The sequence below is a fragment of the Mesorhizobium sp. M0029 genome (assembly GCF_040323735.1).
Lineage (GTDB): Bacteria > Pseudomonadota > Alphaproteobacteria > Rhizobiales > Rhizobiaceae > Mesorhizobium.
Genome location: NZ_JAMYVF010000002.1, coordinates 458,870 through 474,937 on the forward strand (window position 1 = coordinate 458,870; position 16,068 = coordinate 474,937).

Genomic DNA, 16,068 nt, shown 5'->3' on the forward strand with positions numbered 1-16,068 from the left:
CAGGCGACGCGTAATCAGCTGCTAAGGCCGTCACGGATGGCGCTGAAATAGCGGTCGGTTCCAACCTGCCCGCCCTTGAGTGCCACCTCCAGCCCATCGATCGCCTTGACGCGCGAGTGAGCGACGCAAAGCGGCGAGCCCGGCGACGCCGGCAGCGGCATCCGCACCATCAGCGCACCGACGCCCATCTGGCCGAGAGCGTGGCTCGACGTGTCGCCTCCGGCTATGACCACGCGCTGCAACTTCTGCTCGATCGTCAGCGCGCGAAGCAGTTCGCCGAGGCCCCGCCCGAGCTTGTGGCGGGCGCCTTCCTGGCGGTCGATTTCGCCCCCCCTGTCGGCCGCGGGTCCAAGGGCCGTGTAGAGAACGACGCTGCGTCCGCCTTCCAGGCTGGCGCGACCGGCTGCCGTCGCGCGTGCGATCGCATCTCCGGAAGCTTCGGAGATCAGTTCGACGGGATCGACCTCGATGCCATCGAAGCCGTCGGTCAAAGCGTGCCGGATCTGTCGTTCGGTCGTCGGCGAACAACTGCCCGAGACGACCGCGATCCGGTCGGCGGCACCCGGCGGTGAAAATTTTGGTTCAGCTCTGACGGTCCCGTTCGACACCCATTCGGCCAGCAGCGCATATTCGATCCCGGACGAGCCGATGACGAACGAACCGCCCGGCTTGCGGGCGCGCCATATCTCCTTGCCGGCAAGCGCCTGCGTCTCGCGGCTGTCGACATCGACAAGTACGATGTTGGTCCCCTCGGCGAGCAAGCGGTCGAAGGCTTCCGAGCGCGACGCCGACTGCAACGTCGCGAGATCGACCAGCCCCGATGTGAGCTCCGTCTGCCGCGACAGATGGATCAGCAGGTCGGATTCATCCATCGGCGTCGTCGGGTGGCGGCTCATTACCGGATGGCGGTCGATGCGGAAATACTTGTCACGATAGGCGGCGAACAGATGACCGAAGGCAGTGTAACGCTTGAGTTGCGGCGCCCCGACCAGCAGCGGCACGCTGTCCTGCGCGAAGACCGAGCGGCCGATCTCGATCGCCCGGCCGATGCTGCCGATCGCCGGGCTGGAATCGAAGGTCGAGCAGACCTTGTAGTGGCAGATTTGGGCATTCAGCGCCTTCAGCCAGGCGAAAGCGTCGGTGAGATGCGTGTCCATCCATTGCGGGGTTTCGCTGCGGCTGGTGCCGGCCAGGCCAATGGCGCGGCAATGGTTGAACTGCTCAACCATGGCCGCGTCCGGCTGGCGCATGAACAGCACGGTCGGCACGCCGCCGAGTTCGAGCGCTTCCATGACGTCGGTCGAACCGGTGAGGTCATCGCCATAATAGCTGAGAAGCAGATCTTGCATCGCTTCAGGCCGCTTTGCCGTCGCCGAATTTTTCGATCGACCGCGCCAGTTCGGGATGGCTCAAGGCGAAATCCGCCAGCGGAATGCCGTCGACCGCAGCTTGCCAGGCCTGCTGCACGGCACGCACCCCGGCGCCCGGCCCGTCCGGATGGCTGACGATGCCGCCGCCGCACAGATAGAGCAGATCGACCGTCCGGCCGGTCCGTTCATAGGTCTCGGGCGCCTGCCCGCCCCATTGGCCGGAACCGGCGACCGGCAGAGCGCAATCCTCAGGCGCAAAGATCGGGGTCGTTACCGCCTTGAAGGACTCGACGAAAGACGCGTCCGGCTCCCAGTATTTCGATTGGATGCCGTTGATCTGGAACTGGTCGACGCCGAGCAGCCGCCAGAACTGTTGCCAGACCTTGAAGTTCATACCGAGGCCGGGATGGCGGGTGAGGATGTCCCAGCCGTTGCGATGAGCGTGAAGCACCAGGCTGGAGCGTTTTCTCAAGAAGGCCAGGCCACCGAAACCGACGGAGTTGATGTTGACCACCGCGCAATTTCCGCCGGCCTTGGCCACCAGATCGTGATTGCGCATCATCTCGTCCGGGTCGGCATGCGAGATGCCGAAGGCATACATCACCTTCTTGCCGGTCCTCTGCTCGTGGTCGAGGATCAGCGGCATGATTGCCTTTACCCGCTCCGCCAGCGGCGAATAGGCTGGGCTCATCAGCTTCTCATCGTCCTTGATGAAATCGACACCGGCGGCGATCAGCTCGCCCACCATCGCGGCGGTCTCGGGGGGCCGCAGCCCCAGCGCCGGCTTGACGATGGTGCCGATGATCGGCCGATCCGTGAGACCTGTCAGCCTGCGGCTGCCGGCGACGCCGAATTGCGGCCCTGGATGCGCGCCGCGGAATTGCTCCGGCAGCTTCATGTCGACAACGCGAATGCCGGACAGGCCCTTGATCGAATAGGCGCCGCCGATGGCAATGGTCATCAGAGCCGACAGGTCGTGGCCGATGGCATCGAATGGAAAGGCGATGTCGACATCCGCGCGCTTGAACGGCCCGTTACCGGCCTCGGGAATGGAGGGGCGAAGTGCGTCCGGCAGGTGCCGGATGGCCAGGACGCGCGCGGCCACCCGGGCCTTTAGTTCCTCGGTTTCGCCGGGCAGCGCGACGAAGGTTCCGGTCGACTGGTCGCTCGCGATCTTGGCTGCCAGCGCCTCGATGCTGCCTGATGTTTCGATGCGGTAGGTGAGCGTGATCATGGTTCGTTGTCTGAGGGGCGGAAGGTTCGAAAAGAGTTCCTTGATCGTCGAAATCTGGTATAATGAGTACATAAGCTTTGCAAGCGATATCCTGTCTTGCGGCTATCGCCGATGGGGGCGACGGCCATTCCGGGAATGGCTGTGGCAATGCTAGATAGAGACAGGTCAAGGGAGTGATTCGCGACGATGAACCGTTCGGAGCCGATCGTCCGGCGCAAACTTTCCGACGAAGTGTTTTTGCGGCTGAAGCGCCTGATCACCAGCGGAGAATTGACGCCGGGCGACGACATGCCGTCGGAGCGCGAGTTGATGGAGCGCTTCGAGGTCGGCCGTCCCGCGATCCGCGAGGCGATGCAGGCACTGAGCAATATGGGCCTCGTCGCGATCTCGCATGGGGAACGCGCCAAGGTGCTGCAGCTGACCGCCAAGTCGATCATCAAGCAGGTCGATGGCGCAGCCAAGATCATCCTGTCGTCGTCGAAGGACACGTTGGAACACCTGAAAACGGCGCGCATCTTCTTCGAGCGCGGTATGGTCAGGGAAGCCGCCGAAAACGCCACTGCCGAGGACGTTGAGCAGCTGCGGGCCACAATTGCCGAACAGCGTGGCTTTCGCGGCGATTCCGAAGCCTTCATCTCCGCCGACATGAAGTTTCACACCCAGATCGCGGCGATCTCGGGCAACCCGATCTATATCGCCGTCAGCGAGGCGATGCTCGGTTGGCTGAAGGAATATCACACCGAAATGCTGATCTGGACCGGCAAGGAACAGTTCACGCTGACCGAGCATGAAGAGATCATCGGCCGCATTGAGAAGAAGGATGCCGACGGCGCCGAGAAGGCGATGATCAAGCACCTCGAGCGCTCGAGCGCGCTTTATGTGATGAACTCCGGCAACTGATTTCAGCTGATCCGCGTGATCGCGTAAGGGGTCATCACCAGTTGGCCTCGGCCAAACGCTGAGATGTCGACCGTCACGTCGTCCGCCGTCAGGTTCGCCAGCCACGCCACGGTCTTGCCCGAAGCGGAGCGGCCGGCCAGCGCCAGCACCTTGGTCTCGTCGCTCGTCCTTGCCGCAACATGGGCAAGGCCGGCCAGTTCGCAAAGCCCCTTGATGGCATCGAAGATCGGCCGAGGCGATCCTTCCGCGACGGGTTCGCCGGATGCTGCCAGCACGCCGAAGGGCCCGGCGAAGCCGGACAGCGTGAGCAGTTCCAGCCCGGCCGGCGCGACACGCGCGGCATAGCCGATCGCCCATGCGGCTGCGAACAGGCCGGCATGGCGAGGGTCGCGATCGGCCATGGCGATGCGCTGTCCCCCGGGATTGCCCTTGGTCGCGCCGCCATAGGGGTTCTGGCGCATGGCGATCGTCGATGGACCGACGCGGTAAGGCTTTTCCCCAAAGATCGCCCGCGCCGACGCGGTTATGGAGGGCAGCGCCTCCAGCGACTGCATGACGCTGAGATCGTCGGCGGCGTGCACGATCGGGCACGTGCAGTGAGTGACGAAATCGAGCAGGCCCCCCGGCACGCGCTTGCGGTTGAGCTCGGTGAAATAGCTGAACATGCCGCCGCCAAGCCGGATATCGGGAAAGGCGCGCCGCGCCGCGTCATAGACGTCTTCGAGCGGCGGACAGTCCGGCCACGCACTGCCCGGCGGTGTCGACTGCCGGTCGACCGAAGGCGAGACGGCAATGGCCGAAAGCTTCAACCCGGCTTGACGCACCATGTCGGCAACGCCTGACAGCTCGGGATCGAGGTCGCCCGCGCAGGCAACGACGCATTCCAGCGTCGTCTGCACCGGATAGGCGGCGGTGAGCCTTGCATAAGACTGCAATGCTTCGAGACCGTGGCCGCGCGTCGGATCGTAGTGGAAGACAAGTTGCTGCGGGCCGAGCTCGGTCAATGTCGAAAGATTTGCGAGCGCTGCTTCGACCTCATCCGGGTAGATGATCACGCCGAGATCCGGCAGCCTCTGCCCGGTCTCGCCGAGTTCGACGCTGACCGGTTCGGCGGCAGATGCTGCGGCCGGCATTCCCCCCTCGCCGGTGATGCGCAGGCTGACCGTCTGGCTTACAGTTTGGCCGGCCGGCAGTACATAGGGCCAAGGCAGCGCGAGTGGCCGCACATAGGTCTTGTAGGACGCGTCCGACCAGTTACGCTGGTCCTCCATCTCGAAAGTGTCGCCCTCCATCCGGCATTCGGCAGTAATGCCCGGCCGGACTTCATGGGTGATCGCGCGCAAATCCTTGAAAGGCTGCCAGGGATCGATCAACAGCGGCAGTTTCGTCGCCACGACGCTGCCGTCGGTATGCTCGACCGTGACCGGGCTGCCGGCGAGGCCGGCGATCGGATGCAGGACGCAAAAACCGCAGCGATTGGTCTCGAAATCGCTTTCAGGGACCGCGCTGACGTCGAACACTAGGTGACCGTTGGCGGAGCCCTTGATCGTAGCGCGAAAGTCGAGCCGGCTTCCGCCCGGTGCTAAGCAAGTTGCGGAGTAGCTGACGGAGAAGCTGTCGGCGTTCTGATCGACGGCAAGGTCCGTCAGCGCCGGTTCATAGGTGCCCCAGTCGCGGTCGCGCACGATGTAGGCGATGGCGCGCAGCACTTCGATGCCGCCGTAACGGATGGTGCGCAGGCTGCCGTTGACAAAGTCGGCGCTGAGCAAGCCCGCACTCAGCCTAACCGGCTCGGCCTCGACCACGCGTGTGCCGTATAGGAGGAAGGCGTCGGCTGTCATGTCAGCAAGCCATCCAGGTGGACAGGTTCGTGGCTCGCGGCGCCCAGATAGGCCGCCTCGACCAGCGCGAATGTCTTGAGATTGTCGGCGCCCGAGGTCGCCGGCTCGGTTCCCTTTGCCAGGCAGTCGACCCAGTGCTGCTGGATGGCGACGACGCTCTCCTGGATGTTGTGCCATGGGCGCGATGCCCAGGCGAGTACGGGCGGCGAAACGTCGGTGATCTTCGTGCCGCTCCTGCCGGTGACGGTGAGCCGATATCCCTGCGCCAAGCGGATCGTGCCGTCGCTGCCGTCGATCTCGATCAGCGTTTCGGGAAACGGTTCGGTGGCGAGCTTCGTCGCGTAGCTACAGTCGACCACTGACGTCGCCCCGCTCTTGTGGTCCATCAGCATCGTCGCGACATCTTCGCCCGCGATGCCGGGGTTGATGCGCGCGGTTCGCGTCGTGATCGTCGACACGTCGCCCAGTAGAAAACGGGCGATGTCGAGACTGTGGATACCGAGGTCCTCGATGATGAAGCGCTTTCCCTTGGCGAGATAGGGCTGGCCGGAAAACACGTCATAGGCAGAGCGGAAGGAGATGCGCCCGAAGAACGGCGTGCCGATCTCGCCGCTGTCGAGCACGGCACGCACCGCCTGGATCGCCGACTGCCAGCGAAAATTCTCATGCACCATCAGCGGTACGCCGGCTTCCACGCAGGCCCTCACCATCGCCTTGGCGTCGGCAAGCGTCGGCGCGAACGGCTTTTGGCAAATCACCGGCACACGGTGCAGCGCCGCCATCTCGACCAGCGGACGATGGCTGGGAACGGTAGTGGCGATATCGACGAAGTCGAGGCTTTCGCTTGCAAACATCTCTGCCGCGTCGGTGTAGCGCTTCGCAATGCCGAACTGGTCGCCGATGATGCGCAGCCGCTCCGGGTCGCGGTCGCAAATGGCGACCATCGCGGCGCCTTCAATGTCGCGCCAGGCATGCATCTGGTTGATGGCAAAGAAGCCGCAGCCGATGAGCCCTCCCCGCAACTCCGCCATGCTCAGCCTGCCTTTGCCATCTGCATCAACGTCACCCGGCTCTGCAGCCGGCGCTGCGCCTGGTCGACGACGACGGCGACGATGATGACAAGGCCCTTGATCACCATCTGCCAGAAGGAACTCACGCCCATCATCACCAACCCGTCCGAAAGAATGCCGATGACGAAGGCGCCGACAATGGTGCCGCCGATCGTGCCGCGCCCACCTGACATCGAGGTGCCGCCGAGCACTGCCGCCGCGATGGCGTTGAGCTCGAAACTTTCGCCCGTTGCCGGGTGCGAGGCCATCAGTTCGGACGAGATGATCAAACCGACGATCGCCGCGCAAAAGCCGGAGAACATGTAGACGAACATTTTCACCACGTTGACACGAACGCCCGAAATTCGCGACGCCCGTTCATTGCCGCCGACGGCGAAGATGTGGCGGCCGAGCGGCGTGTATTTGGCGAGATATGCCGCCGCCAGCGCAACGACGATCAGGATCCAGATCGCCACCGGCAGGCCGAGCAGCCGCCCGGCGCCGAGGAAACCAAACCCGGTGGTGCCAAGCTCCGGCTTGCCGACCAGGTTGGGGAAGGTGCGGCCGTCCGACGACAGCAACGCCAGGCCGCGCGCGACATAGAGCACGCCAAGCGTGGCGATGAACGGCGCGACGTTCAGCCTGGTGATCAGCAATCCGTTGACGGCGCCGATCAGGATGCCAACCGCCAGCGTGATCAGCGCGATCTCGACGACGTTGAAATAGATAGTGTAGCCGAATTGCAGGTCGATGCCGTTCAGCACGAGGTAGCCGGCGACCATGCCGCACAGGCCGACGATCGAGCCGACCGACAGGTCGATGCCGCCGGTGATGATGACGAAGGTCATGCCCATGGCGAGGAAGGCGTTCAGCGCCACATGTTTCGACATCAGGATCAGGTTGGCGGTCGACAGGAAATTCGGCGCCGCGATCGAGAAGAAGATCAAGACGGCGATCAGCGCGATGAAGGTCCTCGCCTTCATCAGCGTCAGCAGCAGCGAGCCGCTCGAAACGGAGGAGACAGCCGCCTTGGCCGGGATGTCAGTCATGGGTTCTCCGTGTGCGGGGCCGGTCCGTGGCCAAGTGCCGAGGCGGCGACAAGGGCTGCCTCCGTCGCCTCGGCGCGATCGAACATGCCGGTCAGTTTTCCATTGCTCATCACCGCGATCCGGTCGGACAGCGCCATCACCTCATCGAGATCGGAGGTGGCGAACAGAATACCGAGCCCATCGCGCGACAGTTTGCGCATGGTGCGGAAGACGTCGGCCTTGGCGCCGACATCGATGCCGCGGCTCGGCTCGTCCATCAGCAGCACCTTCGGCCCGGTGAGCAGCGCCTTGCCGATCACCACCTTTTGCTGGTTGCCGCCCGACAGCGACGAGACCTCCTGCGCCGGGTCGGCAACCTTGATCGCCAGTTCCCGCACGATCTGCGTCACCGCCTGCTTCTCCTGGCCGCCACTGATGTGGAACAGGCGGACAAAGCGCGACAGGCTGGCCAGCGTCAGATTGCTGGCGACGGAGAGGATCGACACCAGCCCTTCGCGTTGGCGGTCTTCGGGGATCAGCGCCAGCCCGCGCCGGATACGCCGCGTCGTGTCGCGCTCCTTGACCTTTTTGCCGGCGATGAAGATCGCGCCGGTCGCCTGGCCATGGCGGCCCATGATGCAGTCGAACAGCTCGCTCCGCCCAGCGCCCATCAGGCCGTATATGCCGAGGATCTCGCCGGCGCGCAGCGACAGCGAGACGTGATCGACCGCCAGCCCGCCGGTGGCGCGCGGCAGGCAGATGTCCTCGGCGCGGAATATCTCTTCGCCGGGAACATGGCCGTCGGCCTTGGCGAAATCCTTGGCGTCGGAGCCGATCATCTGCCGCACGATCCACCGCGTGTCGACGTTTTTCATCTCCTCCTGGCCGGTGATGTGCCCATCGCGCAGCACGGTGATGTAGTCGCCGATGCGGATCAGTTCTTCCAGCCGGTGCGAGATGTAGACGATCGCCACGCCGCGCGCCTTGAGGTCGGCGATCACCTTGAACAGGATCTCGACTTCCGCCGCACTGAGCGCCGAGGTCGGCTCGTCCATGATCAGGATGCGCGCATCGAGCGAAACCGCCTTGGCGATCTCGACCAGCTGCTGCTGGCCGATGCGCAGATCCTCGACCAGCATGTCGGGCCTTATCCCGGCCTGCAGGCGTTCGAGAAATTGCGCCGCGCGACGCTCCTGCTCCTTGCGGTCGATCTTGCGGAACCGGTTGGTGATCTCGCGCGTGGCGAAGATGTTCTCGGCGACGGTCATATTGCCAAACAGGTTCAGCTCCTGGAACACCATGCCAATGCCGCGGTTCACCGCATCGCCCGATGACGAGAAGGAGACCTCCTCCCCTTCCAGGAGGATCCGGCCAAGCGTCGGCTGTTCGACGCCGGCGATGATCTTCATCAGCGTCGATTTGCCGGCGCCGTTTTCGCCGACCAGCACATTGACCGCGCCCTTGCGCACCTCGAAATTCGCGCGCTTGACCGCGACGGTGCCTGAATACACCTTGGAGACGTCCTCCAGTTTCAGGATGACATCGTGAGCAACCGCAGCGCTCATGGCTTCGGCCCGATTTCTGCCTCCGCCGGCGTCACCAGCGGCAGGTCCTGGCCGTTTTCGAGCGTATAGGCGCCGAGGACCTTGGCGGTCCGGCCCTCCAAGGCGTCACGCGGCAGTTTGGCAAGCACGGCCTTGACGGCATAGGCGTTGAACGCCTTGCCGAACTGGGCGAAGTCGATCTGGTTGGTGAAATCGTTGAACTGGATGAAATCGAGGCTGTCGCGCAGCGCGGTTCCGCGCATGGCCGGTCCGATCTGTACCCGCGCATCGGCCTTGCCGTCGCCGTCCACATCGATATCCATGGTCGCGGCCCGCGACTGCGTGTTGGCTGCGATGATCTTGCCCTCGACGCGAACCGCGAAGGTCCAGGGCGAATTCGCCTGCTTGTTCGGATTGCCATATTTGGCGCCGGCGGAAGCAGGATCGGTTTTCGCCAGAGCGTGGACCTGGGCAAACGGCCCGGCTTTCTGCTGGAGGTAAGGTACGACCTTCGCGGCCCAGATCTCCTCGACCATCCTGTCAGGATTGAAGCCGTTGCCGCTATCCCCCGAGGGAGTCGGCAAAATCTTACATGCGGTCAGGCTGATGCCGAGTATCACGGCAAGGATCGGCCAGGTCGGCTTGTTGTTCAGCATGATGGCTTGTTGAGCATGGTGATCAGTACCCACGGAAAATGGCGACGAGGGACGACCCTTGGGTCGCCCCTCGCTGTTCATGTCACGCCGGCTCAGTTGGTCAGCGCAAACGTTTCCAGCTTGGAAGCATTGTCGCCATTGACCAACACGCAGTCCATCAGCTGCTTTTCCTTCTCGGGCGACTTCTTGTTCTTGATGAAGTCGTTGGCCTGCTCGACCGCCATCTGCGCCTGCGCATAGGCCGGCTGCAGCACGGTTGCCTTGATGCCGCCCGCGGTGATCGAATCGCGCACGTCGTTGGATCCGTCGAAACCGACGACGATGACTTCCTTGCGGTTCGCCGCAACCAGCGCCGCATACGCGCCCATGGCCATCGTGTCGTTGCCGGAGATGACGCCCTTGATATCCGGGTTGGCCTGCAGGATCGATTCCATCTTGGAATAGGCTTCCGTCTGGCTCCAGTTGGCCGATTGCTGGGCGACCATCTTCAGGTCCGGATAATCGTCGATGACGTCATGATAGCCCTTCGAGCGAATGCCGGCATTGGTATCGGATTCCTTGCCGACCAGCTCGACGAAATTGCCCTTCTCGCCCATCAGCTTGACGAACTCCTGCGCGCCGAGCTGGGCGCCCTGGTAGTTGTTGGAGACGATCTGAGCCACGGCGACGCCGGTGGCGTTGATCTCGCGATCGATCAGGAACGACGGCACGCCTGCGTCCTTGGCCTTCTGCACGGCAGCGACAGTGGCGTCGGCGCCGGCATTGTCGAGGATGATCGCCTTGGCGCCGCGACCGATCGCCGTATCGATCAATTCGGATTGCTTGTTGGCGTCGTCATCATGGACGAGCACAAGCGCTTCGTAGCCGAGTTCCTTGGCCTTGGCTTCGGCGCCGACGGCTTCCGCCTTGAAGAACGGATTGTCGTGCGAGGGCGTGATGATGGCAATGAGGTCGGCCGCATAGGCGGGTACCGCCGTGCCAAACGCCAGCATGCCGGCGAACGCCGCAAGTGTCATTCTGCGTGTGAGTTTCATGATGTCCTCCCGTTTGAAAAATTGCCTTGATAAATCAAGGCCTCTGCATTCGAATTCATCGCGCAACGCGGGCCGCCGATCGGTTTAGGCTGAATGCCGGTGCCGGCTTCCCAAACGATCGCTGCTCCCCCGCCGTCCCTCCACTCGCCCAGGCTTCGTACTTCCCGCGAACCCTTGCCCAAGCCATCAACAGCTAAGCCAACTGGTATGATGAGTCAATCACTAATTGAGGTGACATGTTCCCGCTGAGCAAAACATCTGTTCGTCATGGCGGGTGTGTCGAGCCATCGAGGCGCTCCGGCAAGCGCCCGACTCGGCCTGTCTCAGGTAATGCGCCGAATGCTCGCGGCGATCTCTTCGGGCTCGAACACCCGCTTCCAGTCGTCGCGCATCAGCACCGGCTTGCCGAATTCGATCGCCTTGTTGCAGGCATCCGAGAATACGCCCTTGGTCTCGCCGAAAATCACGGCGCCGAGCACGTTCATGTGGCCGAGCAGGAAGTCGAGCGCCGCCTGTTGGTCGACGCCTCGCGCGACGACCTCGTCGACGGCTTCCTTCATGACGACAAGCAGTGACGCGCACACCGTCTCCGATAGACCGGGCTCCAGCAGCGCCATCTGTTCGACGGTGACACGGTGCGAGCGCATGACCGGCGCCCAGATGATTTTTGCGACCGCCTCGCCCTTGGCGTAGTCCGCTTCCGGCCCCTGGATCAGCGCGCTGACCATATGCTGCTTGGCCTTGACGCCGCCAAAATAATCCTTCTTGGCCGCCATGTCGGTCTCGTCGTTGAAGATCGGCGGATGACAGGGATGGGTGACGAAATAGGTCAGGTCCGGCCGGTTGGGCAGATGGCCGGCGAAGGGTGCGGCCGCGTCGAGCACTATCACCATCGTGCCAGGCGCGAGCTTGCTCTCGATATCAGCCGCCACCTTGCCGATATGCGTGTCGGGAACGGCCAGGATGACGATATCCGCCCCGTCGAGCGCCGCATCGGCACTGACCGCGTCGAAGCCCAGTCCGGTCTTCAGCCGCTCGCGGCCGGCCTCGCTGACCTCGACATGGCGTACCGTGTAGGGCGATCCGCGAAAATTGGTCGACAGGCGGTAACCCATTTTGCCGCCGGCACCGAACAGCGCAATCGTCGTCATCTATCCCTACTCCCGCATTAAACGACGGCCGCGCCGATCGTCATGTTATTAACTGGTATAATCACCTTACCACGAATTGAGGAGTTGAACAGGGCTTTGATGAGCGGCTATACGGGCGCCCGTTTGGATTCCGTCCGCACGATTTCCGCGGTGGCGGTCGAGAATTCAACCAAGCCAGAGCGCCGTTGCCTTTCCAGACGTTCGATGCCCGCGTTAGAAGCCTCCAGGTCCATTTTTGCGGGGGCTCGGTCGCGAGGTGACGGTGGGGGGCCACCAGCAAGGCGAAGCGCGTCCGCGCGGTCCGGTCGCGTTTTCGGGCCGTGAGTTCTCGCGGCGATTTGGCGAAGGGCTATAGAGAGCGCTTCGCCGGGGTTCCGGCGAGCCAAATCACTTCTAGTCGATCATGCCGACAATTATTTACCGGTAGCTTCCCGGGTCCTTGGCTTTCTCCGCCCGACAGCTGTCCGTGCGTTGCGCCGCCGTGCGGAAAGCGCCTTCATAAAACCTGATGGCTCTCTTGAATTTGGGGGGATTGGGCATCAGGTGTTTATCTTGCACATCGTACAAGATGTATATCGCCGTTATTTTGGATTTTCCGTCTGGAGTCAGCTGCAGCGCCGGGCATCGCGTCGTAACGGCGATGACGTTGGCTGACCATGTTACGACCAATTTCAACTGGGCGTCGGACAGCCCGGCCAGATAGTTGATGTTTTTTTGATAGGCAGGGTCGATGTGTTGTCGATTATCTTTTGCAGACGCAGCGGAAGACAGGACACCTACCACGCCGAGTATAATCGATATGCATTTCAAAAGCTGCCTCCCCCAATGTTATGGCCATCTCGACCACGGCATTGTCCGTCCCCACAAAGCAGGTTGAAACAAGTCAATTCGAAAAGCAATTGGGGTTCGCGACCTTATACGGATCACCGCACCTTCAGAACCCGGTTGCTCGCGGACGCCCTTCTTCAACCAATTGAAACCGGTAGCGGTCGCGCACGAACTCGTTGAAAAATTGCCCTTTCGAGAAGGCGGCCCGGAACGCCGCATAGGTCTCGGGCTCGACCTCTTCATAGTCGTAGCGGGCTCCGCTCGGGACGAACCAGACCGAGAGGATTTTCGTCGACGGGTCGTAATGGATGTTGCGGATGGCGGTGGACGGCATGTCGAAATCCTGCTTCGTCCCCAAATCTTTCGTCCCAAATCCTGCTTCGAACATGCGTAATGCCGCAACGATGCGGAGGTTCCGAGAGGGAGGCGCACCACACCACCGAAATCTTGCCCGGGCGGCGAGGCTTCCTATCTCTCCGTCAGATGTCACAGACGAAATCCAGCACAACAGCGTATGCCAGCCAGGGCGATCTCTTCGGCGCGGCCGACACGCTGCCGGAAGGATTTTCCTACCGGCCGGGCCTGATCACAACGGATGAAGACGCGGAACTGGTCCGTCACCTCAATGAACTGTCCTTCAAGCCCTTCGATTTCCACGGCCATCTTGCCAACCGGCAAGTGGCCGGTTTCGGCCTGCGCTACGACTACGACCGGCGCCAGGTCGTCGAAGCGCCGCCCATACCTCAATTCCTGCTGCCGCTCCGCGACAAGGTCGCGGACTTTGCCGGCCGGTCCGCCACAGATTTCGCGCAGGTGCTGATCAACGAGTATCCGCCGGGCGCGGGCATAGGTTGGCATCGCGACAAGCCGCATTTCGATCTCGTCGCCGGCGTCTCGCTGCTGGCGCCCTGCAGCTTTCGGCTGCGCCGCAAAAACGGCTCCAAATGGGATCGCGAGACGATCGAGGTCGAACCGAGGTCCCTCTATCTCATGGACGGTCCGGCGCGCCACGAGTGGGAGCACAGCATTCCGCCGGTCGCCGGTCACCGCTACTCCATCACGCTGCGCACTCTTAAATAGGCGATACTCCAAGCCACGCAGCAGCCGCTCTGGAAGGCCGAGCGCTGTTGTGCTTCGATGCACATGAGCGTTGACCGCAGCAGAATTTTAGTTACCCGCGTAGCGCCCTTTCTGTGGGCATGCCTGTCCTGCCTGCTGGCTCTGCAGTGGCTCGTCGACCTTGGCATGGTCGGCTTTCCCGACGGATACATAACGCCCTATGCAAGAGCAACGAGCACGCTGTTGCATGTCCTTGTCTGGGCGTGCCTGGCTCAAAGTCTCTACTTCGCTTGCCGAGCCTTGTTTGGCAAACGCTTCGAGCCTGCTCCTCTCTTCCTGCAAATCCTGATCGCCGCCGCACTGACTGTCGTGCCGGCATTCATCGTAAAACACTGTCCGCGGTCTCAGGTATGCAGCAACATCTATGAAGCGCTCACGAATACGATGATGGACGACGGCACCGGCGGATGACGTTGTGTCTCCAGTAACTGACGAGAGTTAGAACTTTGGCGTCGCGCCGCGCGGTGGCGGTAAAACCTGGAGGAACCATGCGAAAGATCCTGGCATCGATGCTGCTGTTCGCGGCAGCGCTATCTGCAAACCCCGCTCGGGCGCTGGACAGTACCATCCCGCCGGTTGTCGTCACACCGCTTGCCGATCGCAGCCAGACGGCGTCCAGCCAGCCGATCGTGCTGCCGCAGAAAAATGTCCAGGTCCTGGTTTCAACCTATGACATTGCGGTCGGTGCCACTCTGCCGGTGCACAAGCACCCGTTTGCCCGCTACGCCTATGTCGAGGCCGGGACACTCAAAGTGACGAATGTCGAGACCGGCAACAGCAACACCTACAAGACGGGCGATTTCATCATCGAGATGATCGGCCAGTGGCACCAGGCCACCAACATCGGCGACGGCCCGGTCAAGCTGCTGGTCATCGACCAGGTCGAACAAGGCGCCAAGAACACGGTGCTGCGCCAGTAGTTGCGGATCGGCCGGGTTGCCGGGCTGGCCCAAGCAGCGACTGGCTGTTCCGGCTTCCCCACCAACCGAGCCGATGCTAGGGCTGGCCGTCATGCAATCATGAAGGATCGCCCCTTGGCCGGAAATGCTCGCCCCCTGATCGAAATCTGCGTCGAAGGCATCGATGGACTGCTGGCCGCGCAGGCCGCCGGCGCCGACCGGGTCGAGCTCTGCGCCAGCCTGGTCGAAGGCGGCATCACGCCCAGCCTCGGCACGGTGCGCGCCGCACTCGAGAGCGCGACCATTCCCTTCCATGTCATCGTGCGGCCGCGCGGCGGCGATTTCCTCTACAGCGAGGCCGAATACAGCTCGATGCTCGCCGATGTCGCAGCGCTTCGTGACCTCGGCGTCGCCGGTGTCGTCGTCGGTTGCCTCAATGCCGACGGCACCATCGATGAAACCCGCATGGGCGCGCTGGTCGATGCCGCCGGTCCGCTCGCCGTTACCTGCCACCGCGCCTTCGACATGACGCGCGACCCGGCCGAGGCGCTGGAAGCGCTGATCCGCTGCAAGGTCGGCCGCGTGCTGACCAGCGGCCAGAGGGACACCGCGGTGGAAGGCGCCGGCCTGTTGGCGGATCTCGTCCGCCAGGCCGACGGCCGCATCATCATCCTCGGCTGCGGCGCGCTGGACCCCGAAAACATCGCCGGGGTGCTGGCATCAACCGGGCTGAGGGAACTGCATTTCGCCGCGCTCAAGGACGTACCGAGCGCCATGGCCTACCGCAACCCGCAAGTCGGCATGGGCGGCGGCGATCTGGACCGCGAATACCGCACCACAGTCACCGATGGGGCGCTGGTTGCCGCGACGATTGCGGCGGCCAGAGCATGATGAGCGAAGCCGTGACTGGGCCGTCGCCGATCAGCCGTGTCTCGCCTCAGGACGAAGCGGCCATCCTCGCACTCAACAATGAGCACGCCGCCGAACTGTCATGGCTCGAGCCCGAACGGCTGTCTTTCCTGCTTGGCGAAGCGTTTTACGTCAGGCGCATCGGCGCGCTCGAAGCCTTCATCATGACCTTCGACCAGAATGCGGCCTACGACAGCCCGAATTTCCTCTGGTTCCGCGAGCGCTATCCACGCTTCGTCTATGTCGACCGCGTCGTCGTCGCGGCGCAAGCGCGCGGCCGCGGCCATGCCCGCCGGCTCTACGAGGATCTGTTCGGGGAAGTCGCCCGCGCGGGCCACAGCATCGTCACGTGCGAGGTGAATGCCGAACCGCCCAATCCGGCTTCGGACGCCTTCCATGCCGCGCTTGGCTTCGCCGAGGTCGGCGACGCGGTGATCCATGGCGGCAAGAAGGCGGTGCGCTACTACCTCAGGCAGATTGCGGGCTGACGCATCGCTGGCTGATGA

At 63.1% G+C, this 16,068-nt stretch carries 17 protein-coding genes; 6 read left to right on the top strand and 11 right to left on the bottom strand.

Going from position 1 to position 16,068, the window contains the following annotated elements; genetic code table 11:
• Window positions 1-14 precede the first annotated feature (14 nt).
• The gene (locus NKJ76_RS05515; protein WP_352536938.1) at window positions 15-1,349 is read right to left on the bottom strand and encodes a four-carbon acid sugar kinase family protein; all 1,335 of its coding nucleotides are present in this window, start codon (window positions 1,347-1,349) and stop codon (window positions 15-17) included.
• A gap of 4 nt (window positions 1,350-1,353) precedes the next feature.
• Window positions 1,354-2,604 (bottom strand): 3-oxo-isoapionate-4-phosphate decarboxylase OiaX, encoded by a 1,251-nt coding sequence (oiaX, locus tag NKJ76_RS05520; protein WP_352536939.1) that lies wholly within the window; start codon window positions 2,602-2,604, stop codon window positions 1,354-1,356.
• Between the two features lie 186 nt (window positions 2,605-2,790).
• On the opposite strand from oiaX, the gene NKJ76_RS05525 reads away from it, so the two are divergent.
• Complete coding sequence (locus NKJ76_RS05525) at window positions 2,791-3,504, top strand: transcriptional regulator NanR (protein WP_352536940.1); 714 nt, start codon at window positions 2,791-2,793, stop codon at window positions 3,502-3,504.
• 2 nt (window positions 3,505-3,506) lie between these two features.
• On the opposite strand, the gene apnL is transcribed toward NKJ76_RS05525, so the two are convergent.
• The 9 genes from apnL to NKJ76_RS05570 form a co-directional block, all read right to left on the bottom strand.
• On the bottom strand, window positions 3,507-5,345 hold the full coding sequence (gene apnL, locus NKJ76_RS05530; RefSeq protein WP_352536941.1) for a D-apionate lactonase: 1,839 nt from the start codon (window positions 5,343-5,345) through the stop codon (window positions 3,507-3,509).
• On the bottom strand, window positions 5,342-6,376 hold the full coding sequence (locus NKJ76_RS05535; protein WP_023681700.1) for a Gfo/Idh/MocA family protein: 1,035 nt from the start codon (window positions 6,374-6,376) through the stop codon (window positions 5,342-5,344). Before NKJ76_RS05535 ends, apnL begins: the two co-directional genes overlap by 4 nt.
• A gap of 2 nt (window positions 6,377-6,378) precedes the next feature.
• Window positions 6,379-7,443 carry an ABC transporter permease gene (locus NKJ76_RS05540; RefSeq protein WP_023741526.1) on the bottom strand — a complete coding sequence of 355 codons (1,065 nt, stop codon included), beginning with the start codon at window positions 7,441-7,443 and terminating at the stop codon, window positions 6,379-6,381.
• The gene (locus NKJ76_RS05545) at window positions 7,440-8,987 is read right to left on the bottom strand and encodes a sugar ABC transporter ATP-binding protein (protein ID WP_352536942.1); all 1,548 of its coding nucleotides are present in this window, start codon (window positions 8,985-8,987) and stop codon (window positions 7,440-7,442) included. The genes NKJ76_RS05540 and NKJ76_RS05545 overlap by 4 nt, the downstream gene beginning before the upstream one ends.
• On the bottom strand, window positions 8,984-9,622 hold the full coding sequence (locus NKJ76_RS05550; protein ID WP_023741528.1) for a DUF2291 family protein: 639 nt from the start codon (window positions 9,620-9,622) through the stop codon (window positions 8,984-8,986). Before NKJ76_RS05550 ends, NKJ76_RS05545 begins: the two co-directional genes overlap by 4 nt.
• Before the next feature lie 92 nt (window positions 9,623-9,714).
• Window positions 9,715-10,656 carry a D-ribose ABC transporter substrate-binding protein gene (locus NKJ76_RS05555; protein ID WP_352536943.1) on the bottom strand — a complete coding sequence of 314 codons (942 nt, stop codon included), beginning with the start codon at window positions 10,654-10,656 and terminating at the stop codon, window positions 9,715-9,717.
• 323 nt (window positions 10,657-10,979) lie between these two features.
• Entirely contained in the window at window positions 10,980-11,807 is an 828-nt protein-coding gene (locus NKJ76_RS05560) for a phosphogluconate dehydrogenase C-terminal domain-containing protein (RefSeq protein ID WP_352536944.1), read from the bottom strand.
• A 417-nt stretch (window positions 11,808-12,224) separates the two neighbouring features.
• Window positions 12,225-12,617 (bottom strand): hypothetical protein, encoded by a 393-nt coding sequence (locus tag NKJ76_RS05565; protein ID WP_352536945.1) that lies wholly within the window; start codon window positions 12,615-12,617, stop codon window positions 12,225-12,227.
• 124 nt (window positions 12,618-12,741) lie between these two features.
• On the bottom strand, window positions 12,742-13,023 hold the full coding sequence (locus NKJ76_RS05570) for a KTSC domain-containing protein (protein WP_352536946.1): 282 nt from the start codon (window positions 13,021-13,023) through the stop codon (window positions 12,742-12,744).
• A 95-nt stretch (window positions 13,024-13,118) separates the two neighbouring features.
• On the opposite strand from NKJ76_RS05570, the gene NKJ76_RS05575 reads away from it, so the two are divergent.
• From NKJ76_RS05575 to NKJ76_RS05595, 5 genes are all read left to right on the top strand, one after another.
• The gene (locus tag NKJ76_RS05575) at window positions 13,119-13,715 is read left to right on the top strand and encodes an alpha-ketoglutarate-dependent dioxygenase AlkB (RefSeq protein WP_352536947.1); all 597 of its coding nucleotides are present in this window, start codon (window positions 13,119-13,121) and stop codon (window positions 13,713-13,715) included.
• Window positions 13,716-13,778: 63 nt separating this feature from the next.
• A complete protein-coding gene (locus tag NKJ76_RS05580; RefSeq protein ID WP_023697647.1) occupies window positions 13,779-14,165 on the top strand; it encodes a hypothetical protein in 387 nt (128 codons plus the stop codon).
• Window positions 14,166-14,242: 77 nt separating this feature from the next.
• Window positions 14,243-14,674, top strand: coding sequence for a cupin domain-containing protein (locus NKJ76_RS05585; RefSeq protein ID WP_023805422.1), 432 nt, complete (start codon window positions 14,243-14,245; stop codon window positions 14,672-14,674).
• A 99-nt stretch (window positions 14,675-14,773) separates the two neighbouring features.
• A complete protein-coding gene (locus NKJ76_RS05590; protein WP_502902273.1) occupies window positions 14,774-15,544 on the top strand; it encodes a copper homeostasis protein CutC in 771 nt (256 codons plus the stop codon).
• Window positions 15,544-16,050 carry a GNAT family N-acetyltransferase gene (locus tag NKJ76_RS05595; RefSeq protein ID WP_352536997.1) on the top strand — a complete coding sequence of 169 codons (507 nt, stop codon included), beginning with the start codon at window positions 15,544-15,546 and terminating at the stop codon, window positions 16,048-16,050. The genes NKJ76_RS05590 and NKJ76_RS05595 overlap by 1 nt, the downstream gene beginning before the upstream one ends.
• The last annotated feature ends 18 nt before the right edge of the window (window positions 16,051-16,068 follow it).